Origin of the sequence: Streptococcus parasanguinis (assembly GCF_901875555.1) — a bacterium.
Taxonomy (GTDB): Bacteria; Bacillota; Bacilli; order Lactobacillales; family Streptococcaceae; genus Streptococcus; species Streptococcus parasanguinis_H.
This window is the reverse complement of record NZ_CABFMD010000001.1, coordinates 1-16,350: the sequence shown is the minus strand read 5'-3', so window position 1 is coordinate 16,350 and position 16,350 is coordinate 1. Positions and strand designations below refer to the sequence as shown.

The following is a 16,350-nucleotide window of genomic DNA, read 5'->3' as shown; positions in this document are numbered from 1 at the left end:
AACATGTCTATTATTTCTATGGTATTAGTGGTCGTTGTTGCCTTCTTAGCAGGTCTTGAAGGTATCCTTGACCAATTTCAATTCCACCAACCACTTGTTGCTTGTACCTTAATTGGTTTGGTAACAGGTAACTTGACTGCTGGCGTTATGCTTGGTGGTTCACTTCAATTTATTGCACTTGGCTGGGCAAACATTGGTGCCGCAGTTGCACCCGATGCTGCTCTTGCATCTGTCGCTGCTGCCATCATCATGGTACTTGGGGGAGACTTCAGTGCAAAAGGAATCGCTGTCGCTCAAGGTGTCGCTATTCCACTTGCAGTTGCTGGTCTTTTCTTGACAATGATCGTCCGGACCCTTTCTGTTGGTTTGGTTCACACTGCCGACGCTGCTGCTAGAAAAGGCGATATCAAAGGTGTAGAACGCGCTCACTTTGTAGCCCTTCTTCTTCAAGGTCTTCGTATCGCGATTCCTGCAGCCCTCTTGTTGATGATTCCTGCTGAAACTGTCAAAACTGCTCTTGAAGCAATGCCAAAATGGCTCTCTGATGGTATGCAAATCGGTGGGGGTATGGTCGTAGCTGTTGGTTACGCCATGGTTATCAACATGATGGCTACTCGTGAAGTATGGCCATTCTTCGCTATTGGTTTTGCTCTTGCAGCCGTTAGCCAATTAACCTTGATCGCTCTTGGTGCGATTGGTGTTGCCCTTGCCTTGATTTACCTTTCACTTTCTAAGAAAGGTGGCAATGGAGGTGGCGGTGTCGCTACTTCTAATGACCCAATCGGCGATATTCTCGAAGACTATTAAGAAAGGTGTGACACTATCATGACTGAAAAATTACAATTATCTAAATCAGATCGTCAAAAAGTTTGGTGGCGTTCAACCTTCTTGCAAGGTTCTTGGAACTACGAACGGATGCAAAACTTGGGTTGGGCCTACTCATTAATCCCAGCTATCAAAAAACTCTACACAAAGAAAGAAGACCAAGCAGCTGCACTTGAGCGTCACTTGGAATTCTTCAACACTCACCCATATGTTGCTGCACCAATCCTTGGAGTAACCCTTGCTTTGGAAGAAGAAAAAGCAAACGGCGCTGCGATTGACGATGCTGCTATCCAAGGGGTGAAAATCGGTATGATGGGACCTTTGGCAGGTATTGGAGATCCTGTCTTCTGGTTCACAGTTCGTCCGATCCTTGGAGCACTTGGAGCTTCCCTTGCTTTGTCAGGCAGTATCCTTGGTCCAATTATCTTCTTCTTGGCATGGAATGCGATTCGTATGGCCTTCTTGTGGTACACGCAAGAACTTGGTTACAAAGCAGGTTCTGAAATTACCAAAGATATGTCTGGTGGGATCTTGCAAGACATCACTAAAGGGGCTTCTATCCTTGGGATGTTCATCCTCGCTGTCTTGGTAGAACGTTGGGTATCAATTAAGTTTGTCTTTAATGTTTCTTCTGTAAAATTAGACGATAAGGCTTATATCCACTGGGATAAACTTCCTGATGGATTTAAAGGAATTCAAGAAGCCTTCGCTCAAGTTGGTCAAGGACTTTCTCAAACTCCTGAAAAAGTTACAACTTTCCAACAAAACTTGGATTCATTGATTCCTGGTTTGATGGGATTGCTTCTTACTTTCGCTTGTATGTGGTTGCTTAAGAAGAAAGTATCTCCAATCACTATCATCATCGCCCTCTTTGTCATCGGTGTCTTGGCACACATTTCTGGCTTGATGTAAGCAAAGATCAACAAAAAAGAAGGTTTCGGCCTTCTTTTTATTATGATATAATGGAATGAATAGCAATACAGGAGGATCTCATGGCTCAATCATTGAATAAAACCGTTGAATTCCATACTACAGGGGTTTCTTACCTTGGAGTAGGTGGCAAGGTTGGAAAAATGTTACTTGGAAATGCTGCTTTTGAATTTTATGCAGATACAAATGTTGAAAACTATATTCAAATTCCTTGGGCGGAAATTGAGCAGATCGGTGCCAATGTTCGCGGACATAAAATTAGCCGTCATTTTGAAATTTTCACCAAAGAATCAAAGTTTCTCTTTGCTTCAAAAGATTCAGGTAAAATTTTAAAAATTGCTAGAGAAAAGCTAGGGAATGATAAAGTGGTCAAACTTCCTACCCTCCTCCAAACCATCGGTCAAAAAATTAAAAATCTATTTGCAAAAAAATAGAAACTTTAGTATAATCATAACAACGGATAAGTAGGTTATCCCCTTCTTTCAGAAAGTCTGCGGTTGTTGCGAGCAGATAGGAGGGATAGGTGAAATTCTACCGTTATCTTTAATTACATACATAATCAAGTGCACATCTGTGAAGTTGGATGGAACCGTGGCGCTGCCACTCCAACACTTTAACAGGTGTGCTTTTTATCATAAAGGAGTTCTTATGTTAGATATCAAACGAATCCGCACAGATTTTGATGCTGTTGCTAAAAAACTGGCTACACGTGGAGTAGCCGCTGCTACTTTGAATGAGATGAAAGAAATCGATGCCAAACGTCGAGACATCTTGGTTAAGGTTGAAACACTTAAATCTGAACGCAACACCGTTTCTGCCGAAATTGCCCAAGCTAAACGCAATAAAGAAAATGCGGATGATAAAATCACTGCCATGCAAGCTCTCTCTGCTGACATCAAATCATTAGATGCAGAATTGGCCGAAATCGATGCTAAGTTAACAGAATTTACCACTACCCTTCCAAATATTCCTGCTGATAGCGTGCCCGTTGGAGCTGATGAAAATGACAATGTCGAAGTTCGCCGTTGGGGAAACCCTCGTGATTTTGACTTTGACGTAAAAGCTCACTGGGACTTAGGAGAAGACCTGGGAATCCTAGACTGGGAACGTGGTGCGAAAGTTACCGGAGCTCGCTTCCTCTTCTACAAAGGACTTGGAGCTCGCTTAGAACGTGCTATTTACAACTTTATGTTGGATGAACATAGTAAGGAAGGCTACACTGAAGTCATCCCTCCATACATGGTCAACCATGATTCTATGTTTGGTACTGGTCAATACCCAAAATTCAAGGAAGATACTTTTGAACTTAGCGATACCAATTATGTTCTCATTCCAACTGCTGAAGTTCCTTTGACAAACTACTACCGTGATGAAATTCTTGATGGAAAAGACCTTCCAATCTACTTCACCGCTATGAGTCCATCATTCCGTTCAGAAGCTGGTTCAGCCGGTCGTGATACTCGTGGCTTGATCCGTTTGCACCAATTCCATAAGGTTGAAATGGTGAAGTTTGCCAAACCAGAAGAATCATATGATGAATTGGAAAAAATGGTTGGCAATGCTGAAAATATCCTTCAAAAACTAAACCTTCCATACCGCGTGGTAGCTCTCTCCACTGGAGACATGGGATTCTCAGCTGCCAAGACTTATGACTTGGAAGTATGGATTCCAGCACAAAACACCTACCGTGAAATCTCAAGTTGTTCCAATACCGAAGATTTCCAAGCTCGCCGTGCACAAATCCGCTACCGTGATGAAGCAGATGGTAAGGTAAAACTCCTTCACACTTTAAACGGTTCTGGATTGGCTGTCGGACGTACCGTTGCTGCTATTCTTGAAAACTATCAAAACGAAGACGGTTCTGTGACCATTCCAGAAGTCCTTCGCCCATACATGGGTGGCGCTGAAGTCATCGCACCAAAATAAAGTTAAAAAAACTGAGTCTTGCAAATTGCAAGCTCAGTTTTTTAATATTTACGAAAACGTTGGTAGCGTTGCTCTAAAAGATCATCCAGAGATAAGGTTTGTAAAAACTTTAACTCTTCCTGTAATTCCTTCTTAACTTGAGCCAGTAGTTCACCATTTGAAAATCCATGCTCTGGAATCACCTTATCGACAATGCCCATATTTAACAACTCGTGAGAAGTAATCTTCATCAACTCTGCTGCTTCCATGGCACGGCTGCCATCTTTCCAAAGAATAGAGGCGAAACCTTCTGGACTCAAGACCGCATAGATGGAGTTTTCTAGCATCCAGACCTTATCTGCTACACCAAGAGCCAAGGCACCACCAGAACCACCTTCTCCGATGATAATCGCGATAATTGGAACTTTTAAATCACTCATTTCCATGAGGTTGCGGGCAATGGCTTCCCCTTGTCCTCGTTCCTCGGCACCAACACCAGGATAAGCACCCGCTGTATTGATAAAGGTCACAACTGGACGGCCAAATTTCTCGGCCTGCTTCATGAGGCGCAAAGCTTTTCGATAGCCTTCTGGATGGGGTTGTCCAAAATTACGTTTTAGATTATCCTGAAGATTTTTCCCTTTTTGGATTCCAACGACTGTAATCGTTTGATCTCCTAAGCGTCCAATTCCACCAATCACCGCACCATCATCACGGAAGTTTCGATCTCCATGTAATTCAATAAAATCATCAAAAATTCCTTGAGCAAAATCAAGCGCAGTCAATCTTCCTTGGTCACGTGCCTCTTTAATAATCTGTGTTATTTTACTCATGTTTACCTCCATGAAGGGCCAATAATTGTCCAACTGTTGCTCGGATTTGGCTTCTCTCCACGATCAAATCAACAAATCCATGTTCTTGTAGAAATTCTGCTTTTTGGAAATCATCTGGCAATTTTTCACGCACAGTTGATTCAATCACGCGCCGACCGGCAAACCCAACCAAGGCTTGACTCTCTGCCATGATAATATCACCTTCCATAGCAAATGAAGCCGTCACCCCACCGGTTGTTGGATCTGTCAATACCGTCAAATAGAATAATTTTTCTTTAGAATGACGTTGAACAGCTGCAGAAATTTTTGCCATTTGCATCAAACTCACGATACCTTCTTGCATTCGAGCACCACCGGAAGCTGTAAAGAGAACGACTGGCAATTTTTCTTTTGTCGCAAATTCAAATAAACGAGTAATTTTTTCACCTACTACAGAACCCATTGAAGCCATGATAAAGTTAGAATCCATGATCCCAAGAGCAACCTTTTGCCCCTTAATCAAGGCAGTCCCTGTCAATACAGCTTCATCCAGCCCGGTCATTTCTCGAACTGTTGCCAGTTTCTTCTTATAATTAGGAAAATTCAAAGGGTCAGTTGTTTCGATTCCAGTAAACATTTCTTCAAAGCTAGCTGGATCCACTGTCAGCGCCAAGCGTTCTTTAGCAGAAATACGGAAGGTATAGCCACAATTCGGGCATACCCGTTCACTACCTAAATCTTTTTGGTAAATGGTATGTTTACAACCTGGGCATTGTGAAAATAGTTCATCAGGTACTTCAGGTTTTGGCTGAGGTTCCTTCCAGGCTGACCTATTCGGATTGATCCGAATATATTTATCTTTTTTAGAAAATAATGCCATTACTTACTCCTTATAATATGCTACAGTATCTGAAGCATTACTATAAAAACCTGAAACTGTGAAGATGATGTTCATACTTCCCTCACAAGTCCAGGCTTTTTCATCATTCCTTATTATAATTTGGAAGGAATTGTTCCATTAAAAATGCAGTATCATAATCACCAGCGATCACATGTGAATCTGAAATCAAATCCAACTGGAAACTGCTATTGGTTGTGACACCATCGATTTCCAACTCATAAAGAGCTCTCTGCATTTTCATCAGTGCATCAAAGCGATTTTCACCATGGACAATGATCTTAGCAATCATACTATCATAGTATGGTGGAATCGTATAACCAGGATACACCGCAGAATCCACACGCAATCCAACCCCACCACTTGGAAGATAGAGATTCGTGATCTTACCTGGGCTTGGTGCAAAGTTAAAGGAAGGATTTTCCGCATTGATCCGGCATTCAATCGCATGTCCTTTAAAGACAATATCCTCTTGCGTGAATCCCAACTCTTGCCCTGCTGCAATTTTAATTTGTTCTTTGACAATATCGACACCAGATACAAATTCGGTTACAGGATGCTCCACTTGTACACGGGTATTCATTTCCATAAAGTAAAACTCACCCTTGCCTTCATCATACAAGAATTCAATCGTTCCAGCATTCTCATATCCAACTGATTCAGCTGCCCGAACAGCAGCAGAACCAATGCGATTGCGAAGCGTTTTCCCGATGGCAATCGAAGGGGATTCCTCTAGAACTTTTTGGTTATTCCGTTGAAGGGAGCAATCCCGTTCACCCAAATGCACCACGTGCCCATGCTGGTCAGCTAAAATCTGAACCTCAATATGTCGCGCAGGATAGATCACACGCTCCATATACATGGCACCATTCCCAAAAGCAGCTTGGGCTTCTGAGGAAGCTGATTCAAAAGCAGCAACCAAATCTTCTGGTTTTTCAACCTTCCGAATTCCCTTACCACCGCCTCCTGCAGATGCTTTCAACATCACAGGATAACCGATGCGTTCGGCAATCTCGAGAGCTTCTTCAGTAGTATACACTTCACCATCTGATCCAGGAATAACGGGTACTCCTGCCTTGATCATCTGTTTACGAGCATTAATCTTATCCCCCATCATATCCATGACTTTAGCAGAAGGACCGATAAATTTAATGCCTACTTCCTCACACATGGTTGCAAATTTTGAGTTTTCACTTAAAAATCCAAAACCAGGATGGATGGCTTCTGCACCTGTTAAAACAGCAGCAGACAAGACAGCACTCATATTTAAATAAGATTCTGTTGATTTAGCAGGTCCAATACAGACTGCTTCATCCGCTAGTAAGGTATGCAAGGCTTCTTTATCAGCAGTAGAATACACCGCGACCGTCTCGATGCCAAGTTCACGAGCTGCACGAATAATGCGAACTGCAATCTCACCACGATTGGCGATTAAGATCTTACGAAACATAGATAGGCCTTTCTTAATTTCCAATTGCAAAAGTAAGTGTTCCTGAAGCTGCAAGCTTACCGTCCACCTCTGCTTTCGCTTCAACAACAGCAATTGTTCCACGATGTTTGACAAAAGTAGCTGTCATCACCAGTTGATCTCCTGGAACAACTTGTTTTTTAAATTTCACCTTGTCCATTCCTGCATAAAAGACTAATTTGCCTTTATTTTCAGGTTTTGACAATTCAAGAACACCGGCAGTTTGCGCAAGTGCTTCCATGATGAGAACACCTGGCATAACCGGGTATTGGGGAAAATGACCATTAAAAAATGGTTCATTAATGGTTACATTTTTTATGGCAACGATCGTATCGTCACTGGTTTCCAAAACACGATCCACCAACAGCATAGGGTAACGATGTGGTAAAGCTTCGCGAATAGCTTGAATATCAATTGTCATTTGATTCGAACCAATCCTTTTCCAAATTCAACCATTTCTTCATTGGCTACTAAGATTTCAGTAATCACACCATCTTTAGGAGCTGGTACTTCATTCATGACTTTCATGGCTTCGATAATTAAGAGTGTTTGACCCTTAGTGACCTTGTCTCCTACAGATACAAAGGCTGGTTTATCAGGAGCTGATGACAAGTAAGCTACACCTACTAGAGGGCTCTCCACCACGTCCCCTTCTGCAGCTGAAGCAGGTGCTGCAACGTCTTTATCTGATGCTGAAGGTACTTCTACAGTAGAAGCTACTACTGGAGCCACTGGAGCTTGAGGAGCTGGCGAAACTACTTCAACAGCAGGAGCTACAGGACTTGCAACAACAGAACTGGTTTGGTTTTTACTCAAACTCAATTCTTCACCACCATTTTTGTATGAGAATTCACGCAAAGTTGAGGCATCAAATTGTGCCAATAAATCTTTAATTTCAGAAATATTCATAAATTAAGCCTCCCAACGTTTAAATGCAAGAACAGCATTGTGTCCACCAAAACCAAAGGTATTTGAAATAGCGTACTCAATATCTGCTTCCTGACCTTCACCATAGACAACGTTTGCTTCAATGTAGTCAGACAATTCTTTAGTCCCAGCTGTTTTTGGTACAAAGCTATGACGAATAGCTTCAATAGTAGCAATGGCTTCAACAGCCCCAGCAGCACCAAGCAAGTGGCCCGTAAAGGATTTAGTAGATGAAACTGGAACATCTTTACCAAGTACAGATACGATCGCTCCGCTTTCACCTTTTTCATTGGCCGGTGTGGATGTTCCGTGAGCATTGACATAATCCACATCTTCAGGCTTGATACCAGCTTCATTTATGGCTAATTTAATGGCTTTAGCTGCACCTGAGCCATCTGGTGTTGGGGTTGTCATGTGGTAAGCATCACAGTTTGATCCGTAACCAACAATCTCAGCCAAGATATTAGCACCACGTTTTTGGGCATGTTCCAGGCTTTCAATAACGAGAACCCCGGCACCTTCACCCATCACAAAACCATTACGGTCTTTATCAAATGGAATGGATGAACGTTCTGGGTCTTCGGTTGTAGAAAGGGCTGTCAAAGCATTGAAACCACCAATACCAATACGAGTGATAGAAGCTTCAGCACCACCAGCTAATACAACATCATGCATCCCAAACTTGATTTCACGAAAAGCTTCACCAATTGCATCATTGGCAGAAGCACAAGCTGTTGTCACTGATTTACATACTCCTTGAGCACCAATCTTAAGGGCAATATTTCCTGCACCCATGTTTGAAAGAGCTTTTGGAATAAACATCGGTTGAATTCTCTTCATCCCACGTTCATGCATCCGAATGATTTGGTCTTCCAATTCTTGTAAACCACCGATACCAGAGGATACAATGACACCGACACGGTCGCGGTCTTCTTCTTCCATGTTTAAGCCTGAATTTTCAAGAGCTTCCATGGCAGCATAGATCGCATACAATGAGTAGGTATCCATACGATTTTTGTCTTTTTTCACAAAATACTTATCGAATGGGAAGTCTTGGATTTCACCAGCATTAAAAACTGGAATTTCTGAAGCATCAAATTTTGTAATGGGTTTAATCCCGATTTTTCCTTCATGAAGGCTATTCCAGAATTCTTCTGGTGTATTCCCGATTGGTGAGGTTACACCGTAACCTGTAACAACAACACGATTTGTAGACATATATATTCTCCTTTTGTCGGATGGATATTCAGTAAAAATTTTTTAGTCAGCGACCACTCATCACTGCATCGTCATTCCACCATCAATAGCGATGGTTTGCCCTGTAAGATACTCTTGGCTTGCCAAGAAGGCTGCCACTTCAGCCACTTCTGAAGCTTGGCCAATACGTTTCATTGGCACTTGAGCAATCATGGCCTCTTTCATTTTTTCTGGAATAGCGTCTGTCATATCAGATTCAATAAAACCAGGTGCAATGGCATTCACACGAACGCCACGAGCCGCAACTTCACGCGCAACTGATTTGGTGAAACCAATCAAACCAGCCTTTGAAGCTGCATAGTTTGCTTGCCCGATATTCCCCATAAGACCTACTACAGAGGACATGTTGATAATGGCACCTTGACGAGCTTTAGACATCGGTTTTAAGACAGCTTGCGTCATATTAAAGGCACCAGTCAAGTTGATTTTCAAGACCCGTTCAAAATCTTCTTCGGTCATTTTCAACATCAACTTGTCATTTGTAATCCCAGCATTATTGACCAAAACATCGATACTTCCAAGTTTTTCAATAGCTTCTGCGACCATACGCTTCGCCTCTTCACCATTAGAAATATCTCCTGAGATACCAATAACTGTCACACCGTAGTCTACAAATTGAGCAAACAATTCCTCAGAGATTTCTGAGCGACCGTTCAAGACAAGATTGGCACCAAGACTCGCAAATTTATGCGCCACTGCTAAACCAATTCCACGTGTTGAACCTGTTACAAAAACATTTTTATTCTTAAGTTCCATCTTTACCTCGTTTTAAGCATTTAGAAGAGCTTCAAGACTTGCTTGATCTTCCACGTTATGAGTTGGCAGGGTTTTGTCAATTTTCTTCAAGAAACCTGACAAGACTTTTCCAGGTCCAATCTCAATCACTTCATCGATCCCAAACTCTTGAATCGTCGCAATGGAATCGTAAAAACGTACGGGTTCCATCACTTGACGCGCTAACAATGCTTTGACATCTTCCAGATTCATGATTGTAGCTTCTGTATTTCCGACCAAAGGTAGAGAAAAATCATTAAATGACACTTTTTCAAGTTCAACAGCTAATTTTTCACTCGCTGATTTGAGTAAAGCTGTATGGAATGGTCCTGAAACATTTAAGGGAATCAAACGTTTAGCACCAGCTTCTTTTAGTAATTCTACAGCATAATCAACAGCTTCAACTTCCCCACCAATTACGATTTGGGCTGGCGTATTGTAGTTAGCTGGTGTTACTACACCCTTTTCAGACGCTTGTTGACAAATCTCTTCGATCAAGCTTGGATCTGTATTCATAACAGCAACCATTTTCCCACTTCCAGCAGGAGCTGCCGTTTCCATGAATTCACCACGTTTCGCAACCAAAGCTACTGCATCTTCAAACGAAAGAGCTCCAGCCGCAACCAGGGCAGAATATTCCCCCAAAGAGAGGCCAGCAACAATATCAGGAGTGATACCATTTTCTGCTAAGAGACGATAAATGGCTACTGACGTTGTCAAAATAGCTGGTTGAGTATAGCGTGTCTGATTCAGTTTTTCTTCGTTAGAATCAATCAATTCACGCAAATCATAACCTAGAATACGACTGGCCGTATCAAATGTCTCTTTAACAACGGGATAAGCCGCATACAAATCGCTCGCCATGCCCAATTTCTGAGCCCCTTGACCAGCAAATAAGAACGCACGTTTTGTCACTATCCTAATCCTTTCGACGTTTTTAGATGTTTACATCTGCCCAACGAGCAGCCTCTCTTTGGATCACTTTGGCTGCACCATAATAGATATCTTCTAGAATTTCAGCACAGGTTTCTTCCTTGCTGACAAGACCAGCAATTTGACCAGCCATCACAGATCCATTGTCAACATCTCCATCAACAACGGCATTACGAAGGGCTCCTGCTCCTAATTCTTCAATTTCTTCTTGAGTTTTCTTACCTGCCAAGAAATCTTTTTCAGCTTGGTTATATGCAGAAGCCAATTTATTCTTGATCGCACGAACAGGGTGTCCGACAACAGATGCAGAAACTACCGTATCAATATCTTTCGCTTTCAAGATTTTATTCTTAAAGTTTTGGTGAGCATTAGATTCTTTAGCAACCACGAAACGAGTTCCCACCTGAACAGCTTCGGCACCTAACATAAAGACAGCTGCAGCACCAGCACCATCAGCGACACCTCCAGCACCAATTACTGGAATAGAAACAGCTTCAACCACTTGACGAACCAAGGTCATGGTCGTTAATTTACCAATGTGACCTCCAGCTTCCATTCCTTCTGCAATCACCGCATCAGCACCCAATTTTTCCATCCGTTTTGCAAGGGCAACAGACGGAACCACTGGAATGACAGTGACCCCTGCTTCATGGAAACGATCCATGTATTTCCCAGGATTTCCAGCTCCAGTTGTAACAACCTTCACACCTTCTTCAATCACCAGGTCAACAATGTCATCCGCAAATGGAGACAAGAGCATGATGTTCACACCAAATGGTTTATCTGTAATCGATTTCACCTTATCGATATTAGCCTTTACAACTTCTTTTGGAGCGTTCCCACCACCAATGATTCCAAGACCACCAGCATTTGATACTGCTCCAGCCAAATCACCATCAGCGACCCATGCCATCCCACCTTGGAAGATTGGATATTTAATATTCAATAGTTCAGTAATTCGTGTTTGCATTATACCTACCTCTTTTTTCGCTTAAGTAATAGTTTGAGTTTAAAAGAGTGTTTCTTTGAGCTTCAAACTATTACCTAAACAAGAGAGAATATCTTTCGATACTCTCATCTATCATTATTTTGTTTTTTCTTCTACGTAAGCGACAAGGTCACCAACTGTAGACAATCCTTCTTCAGTTTCGATTTGGATATCAAAAGCATCTTCAATTTCAGAAATCACTTGGAACAAATCCAATGAATCAGCTTCTAAATCTTCGAATGTAGATTCAAGAGTTACTTCTGATGGTTCTTTACCAAGTTCTTCAACGATAATTTCTTGTACTTTTTCAAATACTGCCATGATAGGCCTCCTTAAAAAATAATATATAAATTTTTAAAATGTGTTTCCACATGTTTAACTAGATTGTAACAAGAAGTGTGCCCCATGTCAAACCTCCACCGAATCCTGTAAAAAGAATTTTTTGACTTCCATCCATCTTGATTCGATGATTTTCGACACACTCCGATAATAGAATGGGGATACTAGCAGCACTAGTGTTCCCATATTCCATCATATTTGCTGGGATCTTCTCTCTTGAGACACCCAGTTTTTTTGACATCTTATCTAACATTCGGTCATTCGCCTGGTGTAAAAGAAAATAGTCAATCTCTTCTGCTTCCATAGAGGCATCTTCTATAATTTTTTGAATACTTTTCGTGACATCACGAATGGCAAAATCAAAAACTGCCCGTCCATCCATCGTCAGATATCTTCGATCAGAAACCTCATCTGAATAAGGGGAAGACAGACCCACATAGCAAGACTCAAGACTAGCTCCTCGGCTACCATCCGTAAAAAGATTTTCAGCTAAAAACGATTTTTGATCGCTTGCTTCAAGTAAGACACCACCAGCTCCATCTCCAAAAAGGACTGAAGTAGAACGGTCTGACCAGTCTAATACTTTTGAAAGCGTCTCACTACCGATCACAATTCCTCGCCGGTACATACCTGAAGAAATGTATTTTTCAGCAGAGGCTAATGCAAATACAAATCCGCTACATGCTGCAGTCAGATCAAAGGCAAAAGCTCGAGAAGCTCCAATATTAGCTTGTACCCGGGCTGCAGTCGATGGCATTAAGCTGTCTGGAGTAATCGTAGCCACAACGATGAAATCAATTTCCTCAGCGTCTAAGTTTGCTTTTGCTAATAATCTTTGTGCAACAACTGTTGCTAGATCACTTGTTGTCTCATCTTTGGAAATATGACGTCGAAGGATACCTGTCCGACTACTGATCCATTCATCACTTGTATCCATGATCTCAGCCAAATCATCATTTGATACGACTTGGTCAGGTACATAATGAGCAACTTGACTAATTTTAGCAAAGACCATTATTTAATTTCCTCCAAGAAGCGATACAGATTTTGCAAACCTTTTTGCATCACTTTCTTCTCTTCGGGGCTCATATCTCCAATAATTTGGTTGACCATCCGTTTATGGAATTGCTGATGAAGTCGATAAAGTAGACGACCATTCTTTGTTAAACTCAAGTGTACAACCCGGCGATCAACTTCAGATCTTCTTCTTTCGATATACCCTTTGCGCTCAAGATTATTCAAACTTGTCGTGACAGTCCCCAAAGTCACCATCAACTCCCGTGAAATATCACTCGGGGTTGCATTCGGTGTCGAACCAATCACGTCGATCGTATGCATTTCTTTAATAGAAACATCTTTAAATCGACTTGCTCTTAGGCTCGTCTCCTCGATAACCAAAACATTATTAAAGATGGATGTTAAATAGTCATTAACTAATTGGTAATTCAAAACTCCACCTCCTAATTTTACTTTGACATTCAAATTTTATCAAAAATGAAATTAATTTGCAAGCATTTTTTCATAAAACATAGAAAAAATACAAATTTATTTTCCTTTAAATTGTGGCCGACGTTTCTCAGAGTAGGCAATAACCCCCTCCTTAAAATCCTCTGTAAATGCAAGTTTCTTTTGCAAATCCAATTCAAGACCCGCATATTGGTCCCATTCTTTCAAGAAGGCTTCCCAAACCATTTCTTTCATGGCAGCATAAGAATTTGAAGATCCTCTTCTTAATTTTTTAAGTAATTGTTCAACCGTTTTCTCAAGTTTTTCAGATTCACAAACGCGGTAAGTTAGGCCATATTCTAATGCTTTTTCTGCGGTCAAAGCTTCACCAGTCATTACTAAATGAGTAGCCCGAGACATACCAATAGCTTTTCCTAATAAGAATAACCCACCCGCATCTGGTGCTAAACCAACCCCAACAAAGGCTTGGATAAATTTTGTACGATCACTAATTATACAAAAATCAACAGCTACTGCTATGTTGGCCGCAGCTCCTGCGACCGCTCCATCAGCTACCATAATAACTGGCTTAGGTAATTGCTTAATTTTCTTAGAAATAGTATTAACTAATTCAGCAATTAAAACAAGAGACTCGATGTCATCTGCATCGACTGCGCGTTTCATTTCACTCAAATCTCCACCAACTGAAAAGATTTTCCCTTCTGCTGATAGAATAATGAATTTCACTTCCTCATTTTTTTCTGCATCTTCCAAGGCAGCCAAAATTTCCTGACACATTGGAATGTTAAAACCATTGGATACTTCAGGACGATTTAAAGAGATTGTCGCGAGGTCGTTTTCTACAGAATACAAAATTGTTTCAAACATCACAGACTCCTTTTGTTTAAATATAAAATATTTTGATATTAAAACTTTTGAATTATAACATATCATACCACAAAAAACAAAAATAGTAAAATATATCTATAAGATGTAACAAAATTGTAAAATTTGAATAATTACATTTTCTCCCCTATACAGAATCAATTATTTTATGCCCTAACTGTAAATACATTGTATCAATAACTGAACTTTGGTATAATGTATTAATGAAACAATTAAGGAGAAAATATGAAAGTAACTAAATTCGGTGGAAGTTCTCTAGCATCAGCTTCTCAATTAAAAAAAGTACTTAATATCATTAAAGATGATCCAGAAAGAAGATTTGTAGTTGTATCAGCTCCTGGTAAGCGCAACGCAGAGGATACAAAAGTAACAGATGCACTGATCCGCTATTATAAAGAATTCACTTCAGATAAGGATATCACACAAACACAACAGTGGATTATTGAACGTTATCGTGCCATTACAGAAGAATTGGGTCTCAAAGAATCCATTATTCAAGAAATTGCTGAAGATATCTATGATCTGACAAATTTACCTAAAAAAGGCAATCCATTTATATACGATGCATTCTTAGCAGCTGGTGAAAATAACAACGCCAAACTCATTGCTGCCTATTTCAATCAAAATGGATTAGAAGCAAGATATATCCATCCAAAAGAAGCAGGAATCACGGTCACAGCAGAACCTTCCAACGCTCGTATTTTACCATCTAGTTACGATAAAATTGAAGAACTAAAAGATTCAAGTGAAGTAATTGTCATTCCAGGGTTCTTTGGTGTTACCCAAGATGGGGACATTTGTACATTTTCTCGTGGTGGATCTGACATTACAGGATCGATCATTGCAGCTGGCGTAAAAGCAGACTTATACGAAAACTTTACAGACGTAAATGGTATCTTTGCAGCACATCCAGGTATTATTAAACAACCACATTCTATTCCTGAATTAACCTATAAAGAAATGCGTGAATTAGCCTATGCAGGTTTTTCAGTCCTACATGATGAAGCACTCGTTCCAGCATACAGAGGTAAAATCCCATTAGTCATTAAAAATACTAATAATCCAGACCACCCAGGAACCCGAATTGTTTTGGAACATTCAAATGATCACGTAACAGTTGTAGGAATTGCAGGTGATTCAGGATTCGTAAGTATTAACACTACAAAATACCTCATGAACCGTGAAGTCGGTTTTGGTCGAAAAGTGCTTCAAATTTTAGAAGATCTCAATATCAGTTGGGAACATATGCCAACAGGAATCGATGACTTGTCTATCATTTTGCGTTCACGTGAACTGACTCCGATCAAAGAACAAGAAATTCTGAAACAATTAACACAAAAGCTCGAAGTTGACACAGCCGAAATTGAACATGATCTTTCCATCATTATGATTGTTGGTGAGAAAATGAAGAGTCAGGTAGGGGTTACTGCCACTGCGGCCAAAGCACTATCAGAAAACGAAGTGAATATCCAAATGATCTCGCAAGGTTCTAGTGAAGTTTCCATTATGTTTGTTGTAAGTAAAGATCAAGAAGAAAAAGCTATTAAAGCTTTATATCAAGCATTTTTCCCAAATAATTAAATATAGAAAAGCTCCGTTAATGAAACGGAGCTTTTATTAAAATAAAAAAAAGATCATTAGTTGATCTCTTGTGTTCTATACTCCGCCAGTAGGACTCGAACCTACGACATCATGATTAACAGTCATGCGCTACTACCAACTGAGCTATGGCGGAATCAAGCTAAGCGACTACCTTATCTCACAGGGGGCAACCCCCAACTACTTCCGGCGTTCTAGGGCTTAACTACTGTGTTCGGCATGGGTACAGGTGTATCTCCTAGGCTATCGTCACTTAACTCTGAATGTTAAACATTCAAAATTGAATATCTATATTCTAACAAATTTCTAAACCTCTGTAAATATCCTCAGTTAATTTGGATAA

Annotated in this window: 18 protein-coding genes, 1 tRNA gene and 1 rRNA gene; 5 read left to right on the top strand and 15 right to left on the bottom strand. The window is 40.7% G+C overall.

Features of this window, described 5'->3' with window-relative positions:
- Nucleotides 1-3: 3 nt before the first annotated feature.
- From JX304_RS00100 to serS, 4 genes are all read left to right on the top strand, one after another.
- Entirely contained in the window at nt 4-807 is an 804-nt protein-coding gene (locus JX304_RS00100; RefSeq protein WP_205010722.1) for a PTS mannose/fructose/sorbose transporter subunit IIC, read from the top strand.
- Between the two features lie 18 nt (nt 808-825).
- A complete protein-coding gene (locus JX304_RS00095; protein WP_205010721.1) occupies nt 826-1,737 on the top strand; it encodes a PTS system mannose/fructose/sorbose family transporter subunit IID in 912 nt (303 codons plus the stop codon).
- An 80-nt stretch (nt 1,738-1,817) separates the two neighbouring features.
- A complete protein-coding gene (locus tag JX304_RS00090; RefSeq protein ID WP_200773017.1) occupies nt 1,818-2,189 on the top strand; it encodes a DUF956 family protein in 372 nt (123 codons plus the stop codon).
- A 214-nt stretch (nt 2,190-2,403) separates the two neighbouring features.
- On the top strand, nt 2,404-3,681 hold the full coding sequence (gene serS / locus JX304_RS00085) for a serine--tRNA ligase (protein ID WP_205010720.1): 1,278 nt from the start codon (nt 2,404-2,406) through the stop codon (nt 3,679-3,681).
- Between the two features lie 41 nt (nt 3,682-3,722).
- Here serS and JX304_RS00080 read toward each other — a convergent pair whose 3' ends face one another.
- The 13 genes from JX304_RS00080 to JX304_RS00020 all read right to left on the bottom strand — a co-directional run bounded on the left by JX304_RS00080 (nt 3,723) and on the right by JX304_RS00020 (nt 14,393).
- The gene (locus tag JX304_RS00080; RefSeq protein ID WP_205010719.1) at nt 3,723-4,493 is read right to left on the bottom strand and encodes an acetyl-CoA carboxylase carboxyl transferase subunit alpha; all 771 of its coding nucleotides are present in this window, start codon (nt 4,491-4,493) and stop codon (nt 3,723-3,725) included.
- Nucleotides 4,486-5,352 (bottom strand): acetyl-CoA carboxylase, carboxyltransferase subunit beta, encoded by an 867-nt coding sequence (gene accD / locus JX304_RS00075; RefSeq protein WP_205010718.1) that lies wholly within the window; start codon nt 5,350-5,352, stop codon nt 4,486-4,488. The genes JX304_RS00080 and accD overlap by 8 nt, the downstream gene beginning before the upstream one ends.
- A 103-nt stretch (nt 5,353-5,455) precedes the next feature.
- Nucleotides 5,456-6,820: an acetyl-CoA carboxylase biotin carboxylase subunit gene (locus JX304_RS00070; RefSeq protein WP_205010717.1), complete on the bottom strand. Its 1,365-nt coding sequence runs from the start codon at nt 6,818-6,820 to the stop codon at nt 5,456-5,458.
- A 13-nt stretch (nt 6,821-6,833) separates the two neighbouring features.
- On the bottom strand, nt 6,834-7,259 hold the full coding sequence (gene fabZ / locus JX304_RS00065) for a 3-hydroxyacyl-ACP dehydratase FabZ (RefSeq protein WP_205010716.1): 426 nt from the start codon (nt 7,257-7,259) through the stop codon (nt 6,834-6,836).
- Nucleotides 7,256-7,747, bottom strand: a complete 492-nt coding sequence (gene accB, locus JX304_RS00060; RefSeq protein ID WP_205010715.1) for an acetyl-CoA carboxylase biotin carboxyl carrier protein — start codon at nt 7,745-7,747, stop codon at nt 7,256-7,258. The genes fabZ and accB overlap by 4 nt, the downstream gene beginning before the upstream one ends.
- 3 nt (nt 7,748-7,750) lie before the next feature.
- On the bottom strand, nt 7,751-8,983 hold the full coding sequence (fabF, locus tag JX304_RS00055; RefSeq protein WP_205010714.1) for a beta-ketoacyl-ACP synthase II: 1,233 nt from the start codon (nt 8,981-8,983) through the stop codon (nt 7,751-7,753).
- A gap of 60 nt (nt 8,984-9,043) precedes the next feature.
- Entirely contained in the window at nt 9,044-9,778 is a 735-nt protein-coding gene (gene fabG, locus JX304_RS00050) for a 3-oxoacyl-[acyl-carrier-protein] reductase (RefSeq protein ID WP_205010713.1), read from the bottom strand.
- A gap of 12 nt (nt 9,779-9,790) precedes the next feature.
- Nucleotides 9,791-10,711: an ACP S-malonyltransferase gene (gene fabD, locus JX304_RS00045; RefSeq protein WP_205010712.1), complete on the bottom strand. Its 921-nt coding sequence runs from the start codon at nt 10,709-10,711 to the stop codon at nt 9,791-9,793.
- A gap of 22 nt (nt 10,712-10,733) precedes the next feature.
- Nucleotides 10,734-11,699 carry an enoyl-[acyl-carrier-protein] reductase FabK gene (gene fabK / locus JX304_RS00040; RefSeq protein ID WP_205010711.1) on the bottom strand — a complete coding sequence of 322 codons (966 nt, stop codon included), beginning with the start codon at nt 11,697-11,699 and terminating at the stop codon, nt 10,734-10,736.
- Between the two features lie 114 nt (nt 11,700-11,813).
- Nucleotides 11,814-12,038, bottom strand: coding sequence for an acyl carrier protein (locus JX304_RS00035; protein WP_003003892.1), 225 nt, complete (start codon nt 12,036-12,038; stop codon nt 11,814-11,816).
- A gap of 58 nt (nt 12,039-12,096) precedes the next feature.
- Nucleotides 12,097-13,071 (bottom strand): beta-ketoacyl-ACP synthase III, encoded by a 975-nt coding sequence (locus tag JX304_RS00030; protein ID WP_205010710.1) that lies wholly within the window; start codon nt 13,069-13,071, stop codon nt 12,097-12,099.
- A complete protein-coding gene (gene fabT, locus JX304_RS00025; protein WP_009732277.1) occupies nt 13,071-13,505 on the bottom strand; it encodes a fatty acid biosynthesis transcriptional regulator FabT in 435 nt (144 codons plus the stop codon). Before fabT ends, JX304_RS00030 begins: the two co-directional genes overlap by 1 nt.
- A gap of 96 nt (nt 13,506-13,601) precedes the next feature.
- The gene (locus JX304_RS00020; protein WP_205010709.1) at nt 13,602-14,393 is read right to left on the bottom strand and encodes an enoyl-CoA hydratase; all 792 of its coding nucleotides are present in this window, start codon (nt 14,391-14,393) and stop codon (nt 13,602-13,604) included.
- Between the two features lie 240 nt (nt 14,394-14,633).
- On the opposite strand from JX304_RS00020, the gene JX304_RS00015 reads away from it, so the two are divergent.
- Nucleotides 14,634-15,989 carry an aspartate kinase gene (locus JX304_RS00015; RefSeq protein WP_205010708.1) on the top strand — a complete coding sequence of 452 codons (1,356 nt, stop codon included), beginning with the start codon at nt 14,634-14,636 and terminating at the stop codon, nt 15,987-15,989.
- A gap of 80 nt (nt 15,990-16,069) precedes the next feature.
- Here the strand turns inward: JX304_RS00015 and JX304_RS00010 are convergent.
- Nucleotides 16,070-16,143, bottom strand: a tRNA-Asn gene (locus tag JX304_RS00010).
- A 5-nt stretch (nt 16,144-16,148) separates the two neighbouring features.
- Nucleotides 16,149-16,264 (bottom strand): 5S ribosomal RNA (gene rrf, locus JX304_RS00005).
- Nucleotides 16,265-16,350 lie beyond the last annotated feature (86 nt).

Excerpts from the sequence above, each read along its gene's own strand:
- accB (WP_205010715.1), bottom strand. The coding sequence starts at position 7,747 with ATGAATATTTCTGAAATTAAAGATTTATTGGCACAATTTGATGCCTCA.
- JX304_RS00080 (WP_205010719.1), bottom strand. The coding sequence starts at position 4,493 with ATGAGTAAAATAACACAGATTATTAAAGAGGCACGTGACCAAGGAAGA.
- fabF (WP_205010714.1), bottom strand. The coding sequence starts at position 8,983 with ATGTCTACAAATCGTGTTGTTGTTACAGGTTACGGTGTAACCTCACCA.
- serS (WP_205010720.1), top strand. The coding sequence starts at position 2,404 with ATGTTAGATATCAAACGAATCCGCACAGATTTTGATGCTGTTGCTAAA.
- JX304_RS00035 (WP_003003892.1), bottom strand. The coding sequence starts at position 12,038 with ATGGCAGTATTTGAAAAAGTACAAGAAATTATCGTTGAAGAACTTGGT.
- JX304_RS00070 (WP_205010717.1), bottom strand. The coding sequence starts at position 6,820 with ATGTTTCGTAAGATCTTAATCGCCAATCGTGGTGAGATTGCAGTTCGC.
- JX304_RS00090 (WP_200773017.1), top strand. The coding sequence starts at position 1,818 with ATGGCTCAATCATTGAATAAAACCGTTGAATTCCATACTACAGGGGTT.
- accD (WP_205010718.1), bottom strand. The coding sequence starts at position 5,352 with ATGGCATTATTTTCTAAAAAAGATAAATATATTCGGATCAATCCGAAT.
- JX304_RS00015 (WP_205010708.1), top strand. The coding sequence starts at position 14,634 with ATGAAAGTAACTAAATTCGGTGGAAGTTCTCTAGCATCAGCTTCTCAA.
- fabK (WP_205010711.1), bottom strand. The coding sequence starts at position 11,699 with ATGCAAACACGAATTACTGAACTATTGAATATTAAATATCCAATCTTC.
- JX304_RS00100 (WP_205010722.1), top strand. The coding sequence starts at position 4 with ATGTCTATTATTTCTATGGTATTAGTGGTCGTTGTTGCCTTCTTAGCA.
- JX304_RS00030 (WP_205010710.1), bottom strand. The coding sequence starts at position 13,071 with ATGGTCTTTGCTAAAATTAGTCAAGTTGCTCATTATGTACCTGACCAA.
- fabZ (WP_205010716.1), bottom strand. The coding sequence starts at position 7,259 with ATGACAATTGATATTCAAGCTATTCGCGAAGCTTTACCACATCGTTAC.
- fabG (WP_205010713.1), bottom strand. The coding sequence starts at position 9,778 with ATGGAACTTAAGAATAAAAATGTTTTTGTAACAGGTTCAACACGTGGA.
- JX304_RS00095 (WP_205010721.1), top strand. The coding sequence starts at position 826 with ATGACTGAAAAATTACAATTATCTAAATCAGATCGTCAAAAAGTTTGG.